Annotated in this window: 17 protein-coding genes; 7 read left to right on the top strand and 10 right to left on the bottom strand. The window is 39.2% G+C overall.

Annotated features, from left to right (window positions below; all coding sequences use genetic code 11):
* The first annotated feature begins 75 nt into the window (after positions 1–75).
* From tyrS to ACQFX9_RS01495, 3 genes are read left to right on the top strand one after another with little or no spacing between them, the layout of a single operon-like run.
* Positions 76–1,272 (top strand): tyrosine--tRNA ligase, encoded by a 1,197-nt coding sequence (gene tyrS, locus ACQFX9_RS01505; protein WP_427160392.1) that lies wholly within the window; start codon positions 76–78, stop codon positions 1,270–1,272.
* Positions 1,273–1,286: 14 nt separating this feature from the next.
* Positions 1,287–2,009, top strand: coding sequence for an orotidine-5'-phosphate decarboxylase (gene pyrF / locus ACQFX9_RS01500; protein WP_427160391.1), 723 nt, complete (start codon positions 1,287–1,289; stop codon positions 2,007–2,009).
* A gap of 51 nt (positions 2,010–2,060) precedes the next feature.
* Positions 2,061–2,747 (top strand): hypothetical protein, encoded by a 687-nt coding sequence (locus ACQFX9_RS01495; protein WP_427160390.1) that lies wholly within the window; start codon positions 2,061–2,063, stop codon positions 2,745–2,747.
* 26 nt (positions 2,748–2,773) lie between these two features.
* Here the strand turns inward: ACQFX9_RS01495 and ACQFX9_RS01490 are convergent, their stop codons facing one another.
* The 5 genes from ACQFX9_RS01490 to petC form a co-directional block, all read right to left on the bottom strand.
* Positions 2,774–3,457 (bottom strand): hypothetical protein, encoded by a 684-nt coding sequence (locus ACQFX9_RS01490; protein ID WP_427160389.1) that lies wholly within the window; start codon positions 3,455–3,457, stop codon positions 2,774–2,776.
* 171 nt (positions 3,458–3,628) lie between these two features.
* On the bottom strand, positions 3,629–4,642 hold the full coding sequence (locus tag ACQFX9_RS01485) for an IS701 family transposase (protein ID WP_427156835.1): 1,014 nt from the start codon (positions 4,640–4,642) through the stop codon (positions 3,629–3,631).
* 126 nt (positions 4,643–4,768) lie between these two features.
* Complete coding sequence (locus ACQFX9_RS01480) at positions 4,769–5,251, bottom strand: hypothetical protein (protein WP_427160388.1); 483 nt, start codon at positions 5,249–5,251, stop codon at positions 4,769–4,771.
* Positions 5,252–5,600: 349 nt separating this feature from the next.
* Positions 5,601–6,602 (bottom strand): cytochrome f, encoded by a 1,002-nt coding sequence (petA, locus tag ACQFX9_RS01475; RefSeq protein ID WP_427160387.1) that lies wholly within the window; start codon positions 6,600–6,602, stop codon positions 5,601–5,603.
* A 129-nt stretch (positions 6,603–6,731) separates the two neighbouring features.
* A complete protein-coding gene (gene petC, locus ACQFX9_RS01470; RefSeq protein WP_236145034.1) occupies positions 6,732–7,271 on the bottom strand; it encodes a cytochrome b6-f complex iron-sulfur subunit in 540 nt (179 codons plus the stop codon).
* 226 nt (positions 7,272–7,497) lie between these two features.
* Here petC and ACQFX9_RS01465 point away from each other — a divergent pair, with 226 nt between their 5' ends.
* Both ACQFX9_RS01465 and ACQFX9_RS01460 read left to right on the top strand, forming a co-directional pair.
* Positions 7,498–7,806, top strand: a complete 309-nt coding sequence (locus ACQFX9_RS01465; RefSeq protein ID WP_427160386.1) for a DUF3067 family protein — start codon at positions 7,498–7,500, stop codon at positions 7,804–7,806.
* Positions 7,807–7,828: 22 nt separating this feature from the next.
* Complete coding sequence (locus ACQFX9_RS01460) at positions 7,829–9,355, top strand: glycine betaine ABC transporter substrate-binding protein (protein ID WP_427160385.1); 1,527 nt, start codon at positions 7,829–7,831, stop codon at positions 9,353–9,355.
* Positions 9,356–9,583: 228 nt separating this feature from the next.
* On the opposite strand, the gene ovoA is transcribed toward ACQFX9_RS01460, so the two are convergent.
* The 4 genes from ovoA to tatC form a co-directional block, all read right to left on the bottom strand.
* Complete coding sequence (gene ovoA / locus ACQFX9_RS01455; RefSeq protein WP_427160384.1) at positions 9,584–10,921, bottom strand: 5-histidylcysteine sulfoxide synthase; 1,338 nt, start codon at positions 10,919–10,921, stop codon at positions 9,584–9,586.
* 309 nt (positions 10,922–11,230) lie between these two features.
* Entirely contained in the window at positions 11,231–12,208 is a 978-nt protein-coding gene (egtD, locus tag ACQFX9_RS01450) for an L-histidine N(alpha)-methyltransferase (RefSeq protein WP_427160383.1), read from the bottom strand.
* Between the two features lie 759 nt (positions 12,209–12,967).
* Positions 12,968–13,300 (bottom strand): tRNA-binding protein, encoded by a 333-nt coding sequence (locus tag ACQFX9_RS01445; protein WP_427160382.1) that lies wholly within the window; start codon positions 13,298–13,300, stop codon positions 12,968–12,970.
* Positions 13,301–13,313: 13 nt separating this feature from the next.
* Positions 13,314–14,108, bottom strand: a complete 795-nt coding sequence (gene tatC, locus ACQFX9_RS01440) for a twin-arginine translocase subunit TatC (RefSeq protein WP_427160381.1) — start codon at positions 14,106–14,108, stop codon at positions 13,314–13,316.
* Positions 14,109–14,498: 390 nt separating this feature from the next.
* On the opposite strand from tatC, the gene glgB reads away from it, so the two are divergent.
* Together glgB and ACQFX9_RS01430 are read left to right on the top strand one after the other, a co-directional pair.
* Entirely contained in the window at positions 14,499–16,793 is a 2,295-nt protein-coding gene (gene glgB, locus ACQFX9_RS01435) for a 1,4-alpha-glucan branching enzyme (protein ID WP_427160380.1), read from the top strand.
* Positions 16,794–17,150: 357 nt separating this feature from the next.
* Entirely contained in the window at positions 17,151–18,725 is a 1,575-nt protein-coding gene (locus tag ACQFX9_RS01430) for a mechanosensitive ion channel family protein (protein ID WP_427160379.1), read from the top strand.
* 60 nt (positions 18,726–18,785) lie between these two features.
* Here ACQFX9_RS01430 and ACQFX9_RS01425 read toward each other — a convergent pair whose 3' ends face one another.
* The gene (locus ACQFX9_RS01425; protein WP_427160378.1) at positions 18,786–20,054 is read right to left on the bottom strand and encodes a nucleotidyltransferase domain-containing protein; all 1,269 of its coding nucleotides are present in this window, start codon (positions 20,052–20,054) and stop codon (positions 18,786–18,788) included.
* Between the last annotated feature and the right edge of the window lie 104 nt (positions 20,055–20,158).

The raw sequence follows: 20,158 nt of genomic DNA, 5'->3' as shown, positions 1-20,158 counted from the left end.
GGAAAATCCAATTCCCTTTGACTTTGAACCTTCTGTTTTATTGTAAAAAACGTAGTTAATAGCGAATCTCCTCATATGGTGGCAAATTTTTCTTGGTTAAATCGTGGAATAGTGGAAGTATTCCCACAACCAATTGATACTGATAACGAAAGTGAAAGTTTAGAGAAACGCTTGGCGACTACGAACCGCCCTTTAAGGGTCAAATTGGGAATTGATCCTACTGGTGCAGATATTCATCTTGGTCATAGCATACCAGTACGAAAACTGCGAGCATTTCAAGATGCTGGGCATACGGCAGTCCTGATTATCGGTGATTTTACGGCTCGCATCGGTGATCCTACAGGTAAATCGGAGGTGCGTCGCCAACTGACAGAGCCAGAGGTGAAGCAAAATGCTCAAACTTACCTTGACCAAGTGCGCCCTATTTTGGATTTTGACACACCAGGCAGGCTAGAGGTGCGTTATAACTCTGAATGGCTTTCCGGGCTGAATTTAGGAAAAATTATAGAGTTACTAGCGACAATGACAGTAGGTCAGATGTTAGCCAAGGAAGGTTTTGCAGAACGTTATAAAAAAGAGAATCCAATTTTTCTGCATGAGTTCCTCTACCCTTTAATGCAAGGTTATGATTCGGTGGCTGTGGAGGCAGATGTGGAATTAGGAGGAACTGACCAAAAGTTTAACATTGCTGTGGGGAGAGATTTACAGCGTCATTTTGGTCAAAAACCCCAGTTTGGTGTACTCTTACCAATTTTAATTGGCACAGATGGGGTGCAGAAAATGTCTAAATCTTTAGGAAATTATGTTGGTTTGTCAGAACACCCAGGACAAAAATATCAGAAGTTGCAGGGTGTGCCGGATAATTTGCTAACTCAGTATTTTGAATTGTTAACTGATTTACCTTTAGACGAATTACCAGAAAATCCCCGCGATCGCCAAATGTTACTAGCTTGGGAAGTCGTGAGACAATACCACGGGGAACAAGCGGCAAATGAAGCCAAGGAAGCAGCAAAAAGCGGCGGTAAAGAAGGTGCTGTACCAGAATTTTCTTTAACTGAAGTTAACCAATTTCCCGTAAAGTTAGCTTACTTACTGAATGTGAGTGGCTTGTGTAAAAGTACCGGCGAAGGTAAACGCAAAATTCAAGAAGGTGGTGTACGCTTAGATGGCGATCGCATTACTGATGTAGATGCCACTTTTGAACAAGGGAGCGATTTACACGGTAAAGTTTTGCAAGTTGGTAAAAATAAGTTTGTGCGCTTAGTACCGTAAAAGGGAAATTGGGTATGGGGAACGGGAAAGAACAGCAAGTGATTGTAGCTTTGGATGTGGCGGATGAAGAAAGTGCGATCGCCCTCATCGACAAGTTAGAAGCGGTGAGTTTCTGGAAGGTGGGTTTAGAATTATTCACCAGTGTGGGGCCGAAAATTCTAGAATTGCTCAAATCCAAAGACAAGCAAATATTTCTGGATTTAAAATTTCACGACATCCCCAACACTGTAGCGGGGGCTTGTCGGGCTGCGGCTGGGTACGGGGTAGATTTGCTCACAATTCATGCCACAGGGGGCAGAAATGCCCTGAAAGCCGCTACAGAGGCAGTACAGGAGGGGGCTACACAAGCAGGAGTTAAACCGCCGAAATTGATTGCTGTCACCCTCCTAACGAGTATTTCTGCTAGACAGTTGGCTTTTGATTTAAAAATCCCCCTAGAGTTGCCAGAATATGCCTTAGAAATGGCGTTGATGGCTAAGGAATCAGGTTTAGATGGGGCTGTGTGTTCACCCCAAGAAGTTACCCAATTAAGGAACACTTGCGGCGATGACTTTGTATTAGTTTGTCCAGGAGTGCGTCCGACATGGGCGGAAGCCGGAGACCAAAAGCGATCGCTTACCCCCGCCCAAGCCATCCAAGCTGGTGCTAGTTATTTAGTTATTGGTCGCCCCATCACTGCGGCGGCTGACCCTGAATTAGCTTGGCAAAGAATTGTGGAAGAGGTCAATAGTCAATAGTCAATAGTCAATAGTCATTAGTCATTAGTCATTAGTTTTTCCTCAGCTACCTTGTCTACCTTGTCTACCTTGTCTCCCCAATCCCCAGTCCCCAATCCCCAATCCCCAGTCCCCAGTCCCCAGTCCCCAATCCCCAGCGATGCACTGAGCTTGTCGAAGTGTCCCCAATCCCCAATCCCCAGTCCCATGACTCATTTCCCCGGCTGGAAAATTACACTACTCTTCCTTTTACCTTTTAACTTTTTACTTTTGCCTGATTCACCAGCAAGGGGGGAAAAATCTGTTTGTGCTGACAAAGATTTGTCAACATTAACTAATCAGCTATTGCGAGATTTACCTAGCTATGCTAACCGTGCTAGTCAACGAGGTCGTCGCCTGCAAAGAAGTAGTGATATTTTTAGCTATATGCTAGTAGCCGGTAGACCAGAATTTCAGCCTTTGCCATTACAACCTGTAGAACAACAAAAAAGCACTAATCAAAATATTGAGCAAGTGTTTTTCACCACTTTATCCAGGCAATATATAGACAACAAAGTGGTGGAATTGCAAGAATTTCACTGGTTATTATTAACAAAAACCCCAGATAGTCGGCAGTTTTTGATGATGTTTACTCAAATAGGTGCTTATCCCCAAAAGCAACCACCATCACCACCACGAGATAGCAGTAATGGTTCAGTAGCTCAAGGTGTTAAAGCTTGGTTGCGAGATTGTCAAGCTGGAAGTCTGCGAAGTATTTGATTTTAAAGCCTTTTCATATAAGCGAATTAAAATGGTACTATCTCTGCCTCTTCGATAAAGTCTTTCAACCAGATAGCCTGTTTTTCTTTACCTTCTTGTTTAAGTTTGATCAAATACTTTTGCACGAATTCCAGGAAGCCCACATCAGTAATATCAGAATTGGCTTTGAGTATAATCCAGTCTTCTACAAAATCAGCATTAAGCAATGCTTCAACTAGAAAATGATAACGAATTTGACGAATTTTTTCCCTTAGCCATTGAGCGTTGTGCGTATCACCTATTGTTTCCATGTTTAAAGCTACTTGTTCTGCTATTTGAGATAAGTGAGTCCCAATCAAAGTAGAGTAATTTTTAATAATATCTTGTTCCTGACTACTGTTGCAGTTAACAAGGTCATGGACAAATCTCAAATAAGGTGATTCATCCTTTAATTCAGCATCTATTTGGGTCATCAAGCGTCGTAGTAAAATAGCAGGTTTATATGTGCCTTCTTGCTCCCATCCAGAAGCAACTCGTTCCATAAATCTAACTAAAATATCGTTAACAATATCTGGACGAGAGTTTAATAACTCACGTTCAGAACCTTGAGGGGAATTAAGCAGTAGATGGATAAAATGAGCATAAGGTTCTTGGTTGCGCTTGACTAATGCTTCGCCTAGTTCTGTGGATAAGTCTCTCAAGAAAAAGGCAATATCTTCGTACCCCTGCATATAAAAATCATGTGATAGCTCTAACATCATCCTAGTCAAACTACCATCTAATCAGTGTGGCACTGAATTGAGAATTTCATTTTCTTGTCCACTAGAGCAATTAATTAATAATTCAGGACTTACGCAACTGGCACAAGCAATGGTGAGCTTCGCGCACCGAGCGCCCAAAAACTACAGAGAAGACATAGCAATATCTGGACGTTTTAGTTGCTCAATTAAATAATTAGAAAGCAAATTGTGCTTGAGCTTGTAAATAGTTTGACCTGTTTGATAAGCTAAACTTTTCAGTCTTAGCCAAACTAACATAGCGCAAGCAATATGATTTCTTTGAAGACGGGCTTTACGGCATTGACATGATTCAATACCAGTTAGTTGCTTTATTTCTCGATGAAACTCCTCTATTTTCCAACGAATTTTACACACCTGTTGTGTAACATCCGTAGAACTTTGAGATAAATCGTTTGTTGCGACATAATCCGTCCTATCGGTAGAGATAGTAACCCGGAAAAGTTTCACTTTTTTCTCAGCAGGGAATCCTTTAATTTTTATGATTTTACCACATTTTAAATCTTCCTGACTCCATTCTAGAGATTCAATATTCTTATATTTTTCTCTACCAAAACTATCATCTACTAAACGATTAGTCTTTAAAGGACAATAATAAACTTTATCTAGACTATCGATATAAAGCATTAAATTATTGACCGCATACCAAGTATCCATTAAAACTGTATTGAAAGGTAGAATCTTTTGATATACAAGCCCTTGGAGCATATTTTTCACATGGTCAATCTTGCTGAAACCATCATTTTCTGGATTGAAAATTCGATAATCTATTACCCAGAAATTGAGAGTTTTAGGATTAACATATATGCAACTTACTATTCCTATCCCTCTAACAACACCATGTTCATTACCACTATACTGCCTTCGTACTATTTCTATTTCTTCAGAAAATCTTTTATCTAAAACTGTATCATCAAATATAATATAAGCATCCTCGTCAGTGACAATTAAATCTTTGACATTATCCCAAAGTAAACGAGGAGTTAATTTTTCATTTCTTAAATAATAATTAATTTTGTCATGACTAATATTTGACAAATGTTCTGCTAGATTAGTGATTGTATAGTTAATTTGACTGCTAAGTAAATATTGACAATAATTAAGTTTAGTAAATTTCATCACTAACCAACTTTTTGATGTACTTCTATCAATTTTCTCATAAAATTTTTAACAACAAGATACATCACTATTTATTGTTACTAATTCGAGTCAAACCAATCAAACACATTCTCGCTAAATCAATACCTATGTACTACTGGCTAGCGATCGCACTGTGCCAGTTGCGTAAGTCCTGTAATTGAATAAGAGATAATACCATTTCACGAAAAACCTGATACAGATGTAAACCCTGAAAGCTTTGCTGCATCTAAGTTTTTTAATTGCGAATTGCGAATTGCGAATTGTGAATTGGTATAACTGCTCTTCTCGCTTTTTTTGCTCAAATTTTTGTTCGCCATTATGAAAACGATCTATCAATGGTTGTTGCAGGTAATTTTGAGCATCTTCAATCACGAAAATCAATTTATTTAAAAAATTATTTCCTTCCTGATTACCTATTTCTTGCAGTAGTTGCGCTCTCTGCCTCATTTTTTCTAACAAATTTTGGTTGATAAATTGGTAATTTTGGCTGAGAATATTAGCTTCTTCTCCACTGGGGCATTTCAAGAGTTTATTGATCAGGATTTGATAATTTTCCTCACAAGGATAGTTGTCTTGGTTGAAATTCATAACTATTGTTTATGTTTATGTAAACGTAGTGAGATTAAACAAACTCATAGCGTTTCCTAGTCTGTTGAGGTACAAAATTATCTGTGTTTAACAATTGGCGTGTATACTTCACAAGGTAGGGTAAGAAAGGCTATATTGTAACTGTGATTAAAAACCTGTAAACAAAACTAATTTAGTATATTTGGTGGAGCCATGAGTTTTTTATTCAGAATTTTTAAAGATTATTTATTGGCAGCAATTCCAACACTTAATTAAAGTTTTGTTTTGGTAATAACCTTTTATTCAATAGATAAGAAATAAAAAAGACAGGCAATAAGCCTGTCTGAAAATTACTGATTTAGCAGAGAATTTAGAAATTAAGTTCAGCAGCTTGGACTTTTTCAACTTGCTTCTTCTTGAGAACTAGCATTACTTGAGCCAGCATGACTAGCACAACGAAAGCAATCAACCAGCCAACTCTGTTGGCATCTTGCAATACGATTTCTACGTCTTTTTGACCGAAACCACCAACGTTAGGATTATTGGTTAAAGCTTCGCCTGCTTTGACGGCTTGTCCTTCAGAAACAATCAGTTCTGGGCCTGCGGGAATGGTATCGCTGACAACTTCACCGGACTCGGTTTTGATGTCTACTACATATTTAACGCTACCGTTTTCATCTTCTTCTTTAGCAATCTTGCTAATTGTGCCTGTAGCCGCAGCAGTGTAGGCGTTGTTGTTGCTCTTTTCGCCTGTAGGATAGACTTGTCCGCGTCCTCTGTTACCGCCTACATGAACTGAATATTTACCGAAGTGAATATTTTTGTCGTTTGCAGGGTTAGGAGAAAGAACTGGGAAGACGATTTCCTGATATTGTTCGCCGGGTAATGGCCCAACGATAACGACGTTTTCTTGGTCTTCTTTGTAGGGTTGGAAGTAAACGTCGCCGACTTCTTCTTTCAATTCTTCAGGAATGCGGTCTGCGGGGGCAATTTTGAAGCCTTCAGGAAGCATCAATACTGCACCAACGTTTAAGCCGACTTTAGAACCATCAGCACCAACTTGTTGCACGCTGGTGTCGTAGGGAATTTTAACGACGGCTTTAAATACCTGATCAGGTAATACTGACTGGGGAACTTCGACTTCTGTTGGCTTGGCTGCTAGGTGGCAGTTAGCACAAACAATTCTCCCTGTCGCTTCGCGGGGGGTTTCTGGAGCGGTCTGCTGCGCCCAGAAGGGATATGCAGCCGCAGACTGAGGAAAGGTGATGTCGCTGGTAAAGAAAATTGTCACGGCAGCGATCGCGACGAGCAACGCTTTTACGATTGCTCTAGCAGAGCGAGTTAACCTCGCTATTGTACAAGCATTTCTCATCTCATTTAAGGACAACGATTGAATTAGTCATTGGTCAACAGTCAACAGTCAACAGTCAACAGTCAATAGTCAAGAGTCAATAGTGAAGATTTCTGCTATGGACTTTGGACTTTGGACTATTGACTAAAATTACGCCCACCAAGGTTCTTCGTTGGTGCGGAAGTCGGTTTCAGTCCAAGAAGTGAGAACGATTTTATCGTCTTCTACTTTGGCGTGGCTTAAAGCTAAAGAACGGGGTGCTGGGCCGCGAACTACTTTACCTGTAGCGTCGTATTGAGAACCGTGACAAGGACATTTGAATTTGTTCTCTGCCGCGTTCCAAGGTACAACACAACCCAAGTGGGTACAAACGGCGTTGATACCGTAATCGGTAATCGCTTCTTTGCTTTCTACCACAATGTAAGTTGGGTCTCCCTTGAGTCCTTGAACTAGGGTGCGATCGCCTACATTATGGCTTGCCAGAAATTTGCTGACGCTAACATCGTTGCCCAGCTCGTCTTTTGCTGTTGTACCGCCACCTGCGCCACCGCTAGCTGGTGGAATAAAGTAATTGACAACGGGATACAATGCACCCAGAGCAACACCTGTGACAGTTCCAAAAGTTAGCAGGTTCATGAATTGACGTCGCCCCATATCGGGAACGTCCATAGATTCAGAAAATTGAGCCATAATCTACGCGCTCTTTCGTGTATTTTGTTAAGCGTTTTGACAAGAGTAACTTGAGGGTCTCCCGTCTAGAGTCGAAATGCTAACGCCGACCGTGATGCTTTACTTCTTTGTTGCAAGATATGTTTAGCATCTATTTTGTTAGCATTACATTTCTTTATATCCTTATCATACTTGAGTTACGGAACTTAACATCATAACTAAATGTAAAATCTAGATGAGAAAAACTATGACAGGACGGGAGTTACACCAATTATTGCTGGATAAATGGGGACATTCATACGATGTCCAGTTCCGCCGTACCCAGGGGAAGATATTTCTGCAAGTGATGTGGAAGTATTTGGAACAAGCGTCTTTCCCGATGACGGAGACAGAATATCAAGAACATTTAGAGAGTGTGGCGAATTATCTTCAGGCTTTGGGTGGCGCGGCACAGGTGAGGACTTTTATCGCTCAAACACGCGATCGCCCCCGTCTTGGCAAAGCTGTTAGTATACCTTTAGACTTGGGTGAACGTGCTTCGGAATGGATAGTTTGAATTATTAGGTTAGGATATCACCTTGTTTTTGAGTCGTTATTTCGGGGAAATTCTCCTCCGTACTGGGGAACATTTGGTGTTAGTGGCGATCGCCATGTTGGTAGCAATTTGTATTGGGATTCCCTGTGGTGTCGCCATTACTCGTCAACCCAAATTAGCCAAGCCGATGCTTGGTGTAGCTAACGCTATTCAAACTATTCCCAGTTTAGCTATTTTCGGTTTTCTGATTTCTGTGCCGTTCCTGGGGGGAATTGGGAAAATTCCGGCGATTATTGCCCTCACACTTTACGCTTTACTTCCCATCATTCGCAATACCTACACTGGCATTACTAACCTTGATCCGGCGGTAAGAGATGCAGGGAAGGGGATGGGAATGACACAATGGCAGTTGCTATTGCTGGTAGAACTCCCTTTAGCAGCCGGTGTAATTTTAGCGGGGGTCAGGGTTGCTACGGTGATTTCTGTAGGGATTGCTACCATTGCGGCGGCGATCGGCGGTGGAGGATTAGGTTTATTTATTTTTCAGGGAATTTCTACAGTTAATAATCAATTGATTTTAGCAGGTGCAATTCCAGCAGCCTTGATTGCTGTAGGAGCAGACTTACTCTTAGGATGGCTAGAAAAACAATTAACAAAACCAAGAGAAAACCAGGAACAATTTTATCGCCGCATCCCTGTAGTTTTGGCAATCTTTATCCCACTGATTATCGGATTAATTATTGCTGGATATCAATTAACACCGCCAACCATTGTTATTGGTTCTAAAAATTTTACTGAGCAAATCATTTTAGGAGAATTACTAGCTCAACAAATAGAAACTAAAACTAAGTTAAAAGTCGACAGACGTTTTAATTTGGGTGGTACTTTTATCTGTCATGAAGCAGTAAAAAATGGCAGTATTGACGGATATTTTGAATACACAGGAACAGCATTAACTGCGATTTTAAAAGCCGAACCTATCAGTAATCGTGGAGTTGTGTATGAGAAAGTCAAGAGAATATATAATCAACAATTTAATTTAGAAGTCATGCAGCCTTTAGGGTTTAATAATACCTTTGCCATGATTATTCGAGGTGAAGATGCAAGGCGTTTCAATATCAAAAATATTTCTGATGTAGCTAAATATTCTCCCCAATGGCAAGCCGGATTTGGGAATGAATTTCTAGAAAGAAAGGATGGTTATCCAGGGTTAGCTAAAACCTACGGATTAAAGTTTGCGGGGATTAAGCAAATGGAATTGGGATTGATGTATAAAGCTATAGCAGAAAAAAAAGTAGATTTTATCGCCGGAGGCACTACAGACGGTTTGATTCCGGTACTGAAGTTAGTAGTTTTAGAGGATGATAAAAGTTATTTTCCTCCCTATGAAGCTGTACCTATCTTTAATCAAAAAACACTGCAAAAATATCCAGAATTACGAACAGCTATCAGTAAGTTAGCTGGGTTAATTTCTGAGGAAGAAATGCAAAAAATGAATTATCAAGTGGATAATCAATCTCTATCAGCCGAAGATGTTGTTAAAAAGTGGCTCAAATCTCAAAAACTATAGATAAATCTGGTTATGAAGTACCTAGCATCAAACCAATTCGCAATGGGCTAACGCCCCGCTACGCTAACGCAATGGACTAACGTCCCGCTTCGCTAACGCAATTCGCAATTACGTTTTGTCACAGGGTTTTAACCTCGTGACAAAACTTTCCGCTTTTAAAGGCGTTAGCGTAGCGGTACGAAGTCCGGTTTTAAACCTGATTGTTTCGATAATAGGTACTTTATGGCCTTAATTATTAATATCTTGTACAATTCTAAAACCAGCGTGCTGATAAAAATTGGGACGAAACCAATTGCGATAATATTTTAAGGCTTCCGTACCGTTTGTTATCCAACATCCGCCCAACATCATGTAATGTTGGGTATCGAAGAAAATTGCCGAATTATCTGCATACAAATAGTGAGGCTGATATCCTGTCAATGGGTTTAAGTGATCACTCAACCATTCCCAAACATTTCCTCGTAAATCGTACAAGCCAGAGTAACTTTTGGCTGTTTCTAGCATTCCTACGGGAGTCGGTGAGCCAAATTTTAAATTTAAATTATAACTATCTACATCTGCTATCAAACCATTATCATAAGTTGCCAAATGGTATTCTGATTCACTCATTAAACGGGTATTTTCACCCCGCCAACGACAATAAGCCATCGCTTCATAATGATTGACTTCCACCGGCCAATCTAGGGGTAAATCTATTTCATCAAACATAGCACGATACTTATAGTTACCATTTGCAGGTAGCCAAAATTTAGGGTGTTTGATGTTATTTTCAGTTACCCAACTCCAAGATTCTGCATCCCAATAATCTGGTTGTTCGTAACCACCAGCTTTGACAAAGTACCAAAACTCAGCATTAGTAATGAGATATTTACTGGCTAAAAAAGGTGCGACTTCTACAGTGCGATCGCCATAATCAATATCCCATCCATAGGTATGATCATCAAAGGCTTTACCAATCTTTACGACACCCCCAGATACTTCTACCATTTCATTTTGGGGTGTGTAACCATTACAAGGTGCGTATTCCCAATTTTCGGGACGTTTAACCCTAGAAATTGGTAGTTGGCGAATCAACATTGAAGAAGTTTCAATATGAATACGCTGGTGTTCTAGCCCCATTATTAAAGCCCATAAGGGATGATCAGGACGAATTGGTAAATCAATTGCAGTTGTTTGAATAAATTGTGAAATTACCTCATAGGCTTTTTGGCGATATTCCCACACCTCTGCAACTTGTGGCCATTCTAAATGCGCGATCGCTTGATTTAATTCCTCTGGTTTTTCTGGATCAACTCCAATCTCAAATAATATTTCATACTCTGGATGGAGGCGTGTTTCTAATAAACCCACACGGATTAATTTATTGATATAAAAAACAGCCGAATGTCCTAGATAAAAAATCAGAGGATTTCTTAAAGGGTCAGGGTTGAGATAAAATGTATCTTCCCCAACTAGAGTTTGCAGCAGTAGATTTTCCAGTTGCCAAGCATTATCGAAATAGTTAAGAATAGACTGGCGATCGCAATTATCAAGCTGTGGTGGGTGAATAGATTGGATAAGTTTCATGGTTTTAATTTTTGTTGTGATCACGGATATTATTATAAATTCATGCTTTTCTCAATTTATTATCTAAGTGAGTTTGCTTATCCCCAAAATTCGACACAAATGCAATATCTGGGGATAAGGAAGTTATACCAATTCAAAATTAATAAATCTAGATTTGGCAAGAGTCTATGAAGAAAGTATCTGTTTGATGAATCTTACTGAATTGGTATTAGATGTTAGATGCTGAACTTCCGTAAATTAACTTGTATTCACTGCATTTTAAACTACAATTTAATTCTCGGAATTGCCAATAAAATTCTCAGCAATTTATCACTCAGCTTGACAAAGAATTAACCCGAACCATTGCTGAGGATCTGTCCAAATTTTCATGGTTTTTAATCCGTAATTCTCCAATTTTTTTGGCATAATAGCTAAATCAAATTTGCGAGAAATTTCTGTTAAAATGCTTTCTCCTGTTTCAAAAAAGACTTTCAAATCTAAAGCTTCTAAATTTACCCAATGGCTTTTGTGGGTACGCAAATACATCTCAATTTGAGCATCTGCTTGATTGTAAATTGCTTGGTGAGTAAATAAATTGAGGTCAAAATTACCTTGAAAACGCCAATTTAAATGAGAAAGCATATTTAAATTAAAAGCAGCCGTAACTCCTTGACTATCGTTATAGGCTGCTTCTAAAATGCTTTGGGGTTTTTGTAAATCGAGTCCTAGTAAAAAGTAATCACCTGGATTTAAAGCATCAGCCAATTGACGCAAAAATCTATCAGATTCCTGTGGATTAAAATTACCTATCGAACTTCCTAGAAAGAAAATCATCCGTGATGATGAAACAGTTGCAGCTAATTGTGTTAATGCTTGTTCATAGGTTCCGACTAAACCATCAATTAAGGAATCAGGATATTTTTTTTGTAAATTAAATACACTTGCTTTGAGGATTCCCGCACTGACATCAATCGGAATATATCTCAACGAGCGTGCAAGTTTTTGGTAAGCATCTAACAAGAAAATCGTTTTAGTAGAACTACCACTGCCTAATTCTATTAGTTCACATTCGCCCGTTATATGAGCAATCTCATCAGCGTATTGGCTTAATATCCAGGCTTCTGTACGCGTGGGGTAATACTCTGGTAATTGACAAATTTGCTCAAATAATTCAGAACCGCGATCGTCATAAAAATATTTTGGGGGTAAACTCTTTGGTGTTTGAGTCAAACCTTGAATTACATCATCACCATCATGGTTGATATTTTGATAATGCTCAGTCAGAATTTGAGAATTTCTTGTTAGCATTGTGGAATTTTCCTGATAATTTTGAAATTCAACAATAGCATGAAAACTTTAGAGGACGATTTCTTTTAAATTAATATTCTATGAGAATTTTTTGGCAAAACAACTACAGCTAAAATCAAGCAATACCTTCTGGCTAAAGATACAAATAGTTGCAGTTGAGCCATGATGAAACTCAACAGATTAAGTCGATTTTCATCACTTAACCTGTACTAAGTGTAATTTTTAGCTTTCTATCAAATGTATTGACTTATATACCAAAATCATCTAATGCCTATAGATGATTTAATCTACAGTCATTTTGCCAAATCTATTACGTCATTAATACTATCTAGTACCGCGCCAAGTCAATAAAGCAAGCATTTAAAAATAAGATGCTGTGTTGTGCTAGTTATCTACAAAACTAGAAAACTGATGAGTTCTAGCAGGGACAGAAGCACTAGTTTAGACTTGAACTGATGTATTCTAGACTACGATAAATATGTATTTTTTACTACACACGGCAATTATACAGCTATTGAGTCCAGGTGTGTATCATAAAACTTGTAACTTTTCTTTACTAGAGTCATACCAGTTCACAAAAAATGTGATTCAAATGCAAACGCCAAAAGCTATGCTGAGTCTCATTTTCTTAATCTTGAATTTTGAATATCGCCACTGTAATTTGCTTATGTATCTACGTATCTGTTGAAAAATTAAGTGGGCATTATAGATCAATTGTACTAAAATTTAAGTCATGAACAATCAGTGCAATCAAAATAATTACGAAATGCGTTTACCTAAAGGTACATCTCTATCTGGTTGAATTAAAGCAACTTCACCATCATCTAGAACTACGCCCAAGACTAAAACTTCGGACATAAAATCAGCTATTTGGCGTGGAGGAAAGTTAGTTACAGCTAATATAAATTGATTGACGATATCATTGGGGTTATATAATTTGGTGATTTGCGCGCTAGATTTTTTGATTCCCAAATCACCAAAATCTATCCATAGCTTATAAGCTGGTTTTCGTGCTTTAGTAAACTCCTCTACTTTGATTACCTTACCAACACGAATCTCAACTTTTTCAAAGTCTTCATAGGTAATTTGCATTCTTGATTGATCGTTATTTACCAGAGAGTTTCACTAAACCAATGCCACCAAAATATAAACCCAGTACAGCACCAGCTAAAAGACTTTGGGTGAGAGGATCTGTAGATGGTGTGAGGATAGCACCTAAAATTACTCCTCCCATAATTACATAACGCCAACCTGCAAGCATGGTTGCAGAAGAAACAATTCCCAGATTAGCGAGTAAAAGCTGAATGATTGGCACTTGAAAAGCTAAACCGGTGCTGAACATTAATAAAAGTACAAATTCAAAATACTTATCAATTGACCAAATTTGTTCAACTACATCTGCACCATAGTTGATAAAGAAATTTAAAGCGGCTGGAATTAAGAGTAAGTAAGCAAAGACTAAACCTGCAACGAATAACACACTAGAACCTAAAACTATCGGCCCCAGCAATCGACGTTCACGGCGAGTCAGCCCTGGTAAAACGAACTGAATCACTTGATAGAGGATAAAGGGACTAGAGAGTACCAAGCCACTGTAAGCAGCAACCTTGAGAGAAACAAAGAAATATTCTCCTGGTGCCAGTTGTAGGAATTTTACTCCCTTGGCGGGAACTTCTAACAGCTTAACAATTGGTTTGACAGCGACAAAACAACCGAAAGCACCCACAGCTACAGCAATTAGTGAGTAGAAAATCCTTTGTCGTAATTCTTCTAGGTGGTCGAAAAGAGACATTTCGACTTCATCTGGCAACTCATCGAGAGGATTATCTTCCGAGTTGCCATATCCCTCAGCGTCAATATCAGGAGTGTTTAGGGTGTCTACTTCTTGTGAAGGTGTCATGAGTCAGGTGGTAGGCAACATTTGCTAACTATTCTATCCGTCAAAGCAATTAATTAGAAGGCAAGGGGTAGTGGGACGAGGAAAACAGCCGCAATGCCCAATCAGCTGTTAAGGGTATAAGTAAAACTCATTGAGAGCGCAGGTGAGCGGGGTGCAGGGAGCAGAGGAGAGGGTTTACAGCTTTGACAACCATGAACATGGTGCAATTTCAATGACGATTAGCTTACCCGATGCCCCATTTCCCATCTTAATGAATAATTTTGTTGCGTAAGTATATACGATTCAATCTGAGATAGGATAACGATGGCGACAAATTTGCAAATAAATGTAAAGAATATATATATACAAAACCCGATTTAGTCAATCAGTTTATTCTACGTAGGTAGCTTAATGTCCATGACCACGATCGCCCCTGAGCAGGTTAATAGCATCGTTTGGAATCAGCATCAAGATCCTTTTGAAATCCTGGGTTCTCATTTAGTAGAACAGAATGGTAAAAACGTTTGGGCTGTACGTGCCTACCTTCCCAATGCCAGTGCAGCCTGGGTGGTCTTGCCGGAACAACGCCAAGAATACCCTATGCAAGCGGTACACCATCCCCATTTTTTTGAATGTACTATTGAAACAGCCGAATTATCAAACTACCAATTAAAAGTCAAAGAGGGAGAACATGAACGGGTGACTTATGACCCCTACGCCTTTCGTTCTCCCCGTTTAACAGACTTTGATTTACATTTGTTTGCAGAAGGTAATCACCATCGCATTTACGAAAAATTAGGAGCGCACCCCACCGAAGTAGAAGGTGTTAAAGGGGTGTATTTTGCTGTTTGGGCCCCCAATGCGCGTAATGTTTCCGTTTTGGGCGACTTCAACCAGTGGGACGGACGCAAACACCAGATGCGTAAAGGGATCACAGGGGTTTGGGAATTATTTATTCCAGAAATACCCATTGGAGCGCATTACAAATACGAAGTCAAAAACTGGGAAGGTCACATTTATGAAAAGTCTGACCCCTACGGCTTTCAACAAGAACCCCGTCCTAAAACGGCCTCCATCGTCGCTGATTTAAATTCTTACCAGTGGCAAGATGAGAACTGGCTAGAAAAACGCCGCCACACAGACCCCTTAACACAGCCAGTTTCAGTTTATGAAGTTCACTTAGGTTCTTGGTTACACGCTGCCACCTCAGAACCAGCAAGATTACCTAATGGTGAAACCGAACCTGTGGTGATTGCGGCAGAACTGAATCCTGGTTCACGTTTTCTCACCTATCGGGAGTTAGCAGCGAGATTAATTCCCTACGTTAAAGATTTGGGATACACCCACATCGAATTATTACCCATTGCCGAGCATCCCTTTGATGGTTCTTGGGGTTATCAAGTCACCGGATACTTTGCGCCCACATCTCGCTTTGGTAGCCCCGAAGACTTCATGTATTTTGTTGACCAATGTCACCAAAACGACATCGGTGTGATTGTCGATTGGGTTCCTGGTCACTTCCCCAAAGATGGACATGGTTTAGCATTCTTTGATGGGACGCATCTCTACGAACACGCCGACCCCCGCAAAGGCGAACACAAGGAATGGGGAACGCTGGTATTTAACTACAACCGGAACGAAGTCCGCAATTTCTTAGTCGCCAATGCGCTGTTCTGGTTTGATAGATACCACATTGACGGTATTCGGGTAGATGCGGTAGCTTCTATGCTCTACCTTGACTATTGTCGCAAAGAAGGTGAATGGCTAACCAACCAGTATGGCGGCAGAGAGAACTTAGAAGCAGCAGATTTCCTGCGTCAAGTCAACCATTTAATTTTTAGTTATTTCCCTGGTGTACTTTCCATCGCGGAAGAATCCACAGCTTGGCCGATGGTATCTTGGCCTACATATACAGGTGGTTTGGGCTTCAACCTGAAATGGAATATGGGCTGGATGCACGATATGCTCGACTACTTCAGCATGGATCCGTGGTTTCGCCAATTCCACCAAAACAACGTCACCTTTAGTATGTGGTACAACCACAGCGAAAACTTTATGCTGGCGTTGTCTCACGATGAGGTCGTACATGGTAAGAGTAACATCATTGGCAAAATGCCGGGCGATCGCTGGCAGAAGTTAGCAAATGTGCGTTGCTTATTTACCTATATGTTTGCTCACCCAGGGAAGAAAACCATGTTTATGAGCATGGAATTCGGCCAGTGGAGTGAATGGAATGTTTGGGCAGATTTGGAGTGGCAATTGTTACAACATGAACCACACCGACAACTAAAACAGTTTTTCCAAGATTTAAACCATCTCTACCGCGCTGAACCTGCTTTATACACTCAGGATTTTGTCCGTGAGGGGTTTGAGTGGATTGATTGTAGCGATAATCGCCATAGTGTAGTTTCTTTTATCCGTCGTGATAAAGATTCCGGTGATTTTGTAGTTGTGATTTGTAATTTCACACCACAACCCCATTCTCACTATCGCATCGGTGTACCAGAGAAAGGCTTTTACACTGAGTTGTTTAATAGCGATGCTCGTCAGTATGGCGGTAGCAACATGGGTAACTTAGGTGGTAAATGGACTGATGATTGGTCTATGCACAATCGTCCTTATTCTCTCGATTTGTGCTTACCACCATTAGGCGTATTGATGCTGAAGCTGAATAGAGAGCAAACTGCTAAAGCACTGGGTTCATAATCTAGAGGGTGGGAAATTTCCCACCCTTTTTAACTTGGGGTTGACAATACAAAAATACTGTTCAGTTGAGCAGAAATGTAGGTTGGGTTGACGTTAGGAAACCCAACATTGTCAAGACTTTGTTGGGTTTCGTCCCTCAACCCAACCTACACTAGTTTTTATTTTTAGCCCTAACCTAACTATACTAAAATATAAGCTTATTTTATACGGAATCCGCCATATATATCTATTAATTATTATTTATTTTAATCATCTTAAGTGTTTTAAATATCCTTGCATTCTCACGTCAAGTTTGAGATTTTTAAAGGTTGGGTGACTCAGCATTTGCAAGCTAGTAGGTAAGTTTCTACTCAAAAGATGAATATATTAATTATTCTGGGTGAAGTTGTATTTATAGTATTAATCTTCTCGTTACTTAACTGGCTAATCGGTATCTCAATTAAGCAGATTACTAAAGTTTCTTGGCTGCAAGGTAGAACACAAAATATCACCTTTTTACGCCACAGTATCAGCAGAATTCTAATTTTAACCGCCGTGGTGCTATGTCTGGTACTGGTTGGTGTCAATGGGATGGTAATTTATCGAGGTGGTAACGTTCAAGAATTTCAACTGAATTTAATTCGCAGTTTACCTACGCAATTTTGGGTAAATCTCGGCACAGCAATTCTGAAATCTGTGAGTTTACTTTTACTAGTTAAATTGAGTGTCACACCCTTAAGCCGTGGGATAGATTGGGTTTGTGACTATGCTAAAAAAGTAGATCATATTAAGGCTAATGATACGAGTGTTGAGGCTTTTTTTAATGTCCTAAAGAGAACTACTATTCATACTATCTGGATATCTGCTGCTATTCTCTGTGCTGAATTTCTTCACCTTCCAGAAGTTGTTCCTAAATATACTTTTATCGGTTTAAAGATATACATCACCATTACAATTGGTTTACTGATTGTTAAGGCTGTTGCAACTATTGTTGATACTCTCGATGCTCTGAGTCTGAGATATTCTAGTTCTAGTAATCTACTACGTTTATATGAGCGTTTACGTCATCTCATACCTCTGTTGAAAAAATGTTTAGAGTATGTGCTTTATGTCGGTATAGTAAATTTAGTAGTTCCAGAAATCAAACCGATTGCTTGGATTAGTGTTTACACCCCTAAAGTTGTGCAGATTATTGGGGTTTTCTTTATTAGCAATGTTTTGATTGAAGTGGCTTATTTCATTCTGGATGAGTTCTATTTAAAAGCTACAGACGCAGGTGAATCACAAAGACAAAAGCGGCTGACACTAATTCCGTTAATCAGGAGTTTTGCTAAATATTTTGTTTACTTTACTGGCGGAGTAACTATACTCAAATTGATTGGTATTGATCCTGCACCTATTTTAGCAGGTGCAGGAATTGTAGGTATAGCGGTGGGTTTAGGGGCGCAAAACCTGATTAATGATGTGGTTTGTGGCTTCTTAATTTTGTTTGAAAATTATTATCTAGTAGGTGATTATGTTGAAGCTGGAAAAATGGAAGAGAGGAGTGTTGAAGGAATTGTAGAGGCGATTGAATTACGAACTACTCATGTACGACACCCTGATGGTCAATTGCAGATAATTCGTAATGGTGATATTGGATCAATTATTAATTATTCTAAGCGTTACATATATGCAAGAGTAGAATTTAGTGTTTCATATGAATCTAATTTAGATCATGTGTATAGAGTAGTAGAAAAGATAGGACAGCAGTTAAAGACGCATGAACAGGATGTTTTAGAACCTACGCGAGTAGCTGGAATAGAAAGTTTTGGAGAGAATAATCTTTTGCTGTTGACATTGACAAAAGTCAAGCCAGGAAAACACCTGCATATTCAGCGTGTTCTCCGCAAAGTATTAAAGGACACTTTTAGCCGAGAAGAAATTGAAATTTGCGGTTTTTCTAAGAATTGAGTTGTATTTTTAGATATGAAGAAATACAACTGCAATCATGATGATAACTGTTTCTTGGCTTTATGGGCGATCGCTCAACCAAGACGCACACAAATCAAGACCTCGTTTCAATGGAGTCAGACCAAATTTGATGATTAATCTCACCGGACGAATCATATAATAAAGACCAGCTAAATAATTAGGCAGAGGTAAAGCTACATAATCTTGATCTTTGGGAGTAATGGCAAATCTCAACACAAAAAGACACAGTAAAATTTTATGTCGCCAGCTTTCCATCACTCTAAAATGAAAAGCTAAACGCCAAGACCAAAAAGACCTCTCAAATACATCTAATGGTTCATCAATGTGCATCCATAATCTAGTTTTTACCTCTGTCGCCAAGGTGTGGATGATAGAATTTTGTGCGATTCTTTGCTGAATTATTTCCGGTAGTTGCAGTTTTTGGATATCGGCGGCGAGGAATAATCCTAGCAACAGCATTCTTTCACAGTCTTGTTTTTGTGCTTGTTCTAAAAGTTTTTTCCAGGCGATTTCGGGATGTAATTTAATTAATTCAGCGACATCACAAATCCAAGCTAATCTTTGCCATAAATCCTTGCAACCGTGGACACAAAGATATAGTAGAGAATCTTCTAGAGAAAGTTGCAGGATATTTTGACCCGCTAAAGAGATAGGTTGTAGTCTGTTCCACAGTGCATCAAAATTTGGTTTAAAGGCGAAATAAGTCGGTGTTAATTCCCAATGTAAATCTATCAAGACTCTGCCATCTGCACTGAGTAAACTGTATTCACAAAATACTTCTTGTAGTTCTTGTCTAGCTTCGGTTAAATAAGCTTTACTTTGGTAATTTTGTGATTCTAAAATTTCTATTGTTCTGTGGATATCTTTTTTTTGAACTAGAATATCAAGGTCACTGAATTTTCTCAGCGCAAGATTACCATAGGCGGAAACCGCTAGGACAGAACCTTTAAATGGTATGGCATGAATATGATTTTTTGCTAATAATTGCAGAATATTAACCAATTTGTGGGTTAAAAATAGGTTATTGAGGGTGATTTTCTGGCAATGGCTGTGTAAATCTTCCCAAATGTTTGGCGGAACTTGATTAGGACAAATTTCTTTGAGATTTGTATATAAAAGTGTCTGGACTCTATGCCAAGTCGCAATTTTGATTAAATAATGCCAATCTGTTTCTGTGGTTACTAACTGTTGAATTTTGACTACTGTTTGTGGGTCGATTTTCGTGTTAGCACAATACACCAAAAGTTCTACTTCTTTGGTGGTACTGAATGGCTGCGTATAAGCAAATATTTGTGGTAATGTAATCATATTGAATCGAACTTACTAGCCTAGTTATTTTAAAGAAACACACTTGTTTGATTTTCTGATCTAATTTGATGAGTAAACAACTAGTTATGTAAAAGTTCGGTAAA

The organism is Aliinostoc sp. HNIBRCY26 (assembly GCF_050235535.1).
GTDB lineage: Bacteria > Cyanobacteriota > Cyanobacteriia > Cyanobacteriales > Nostocaceae > Trichormus.
This window is presented reverse-complemented; position numbering and strand designations above follow the sequence as displayed.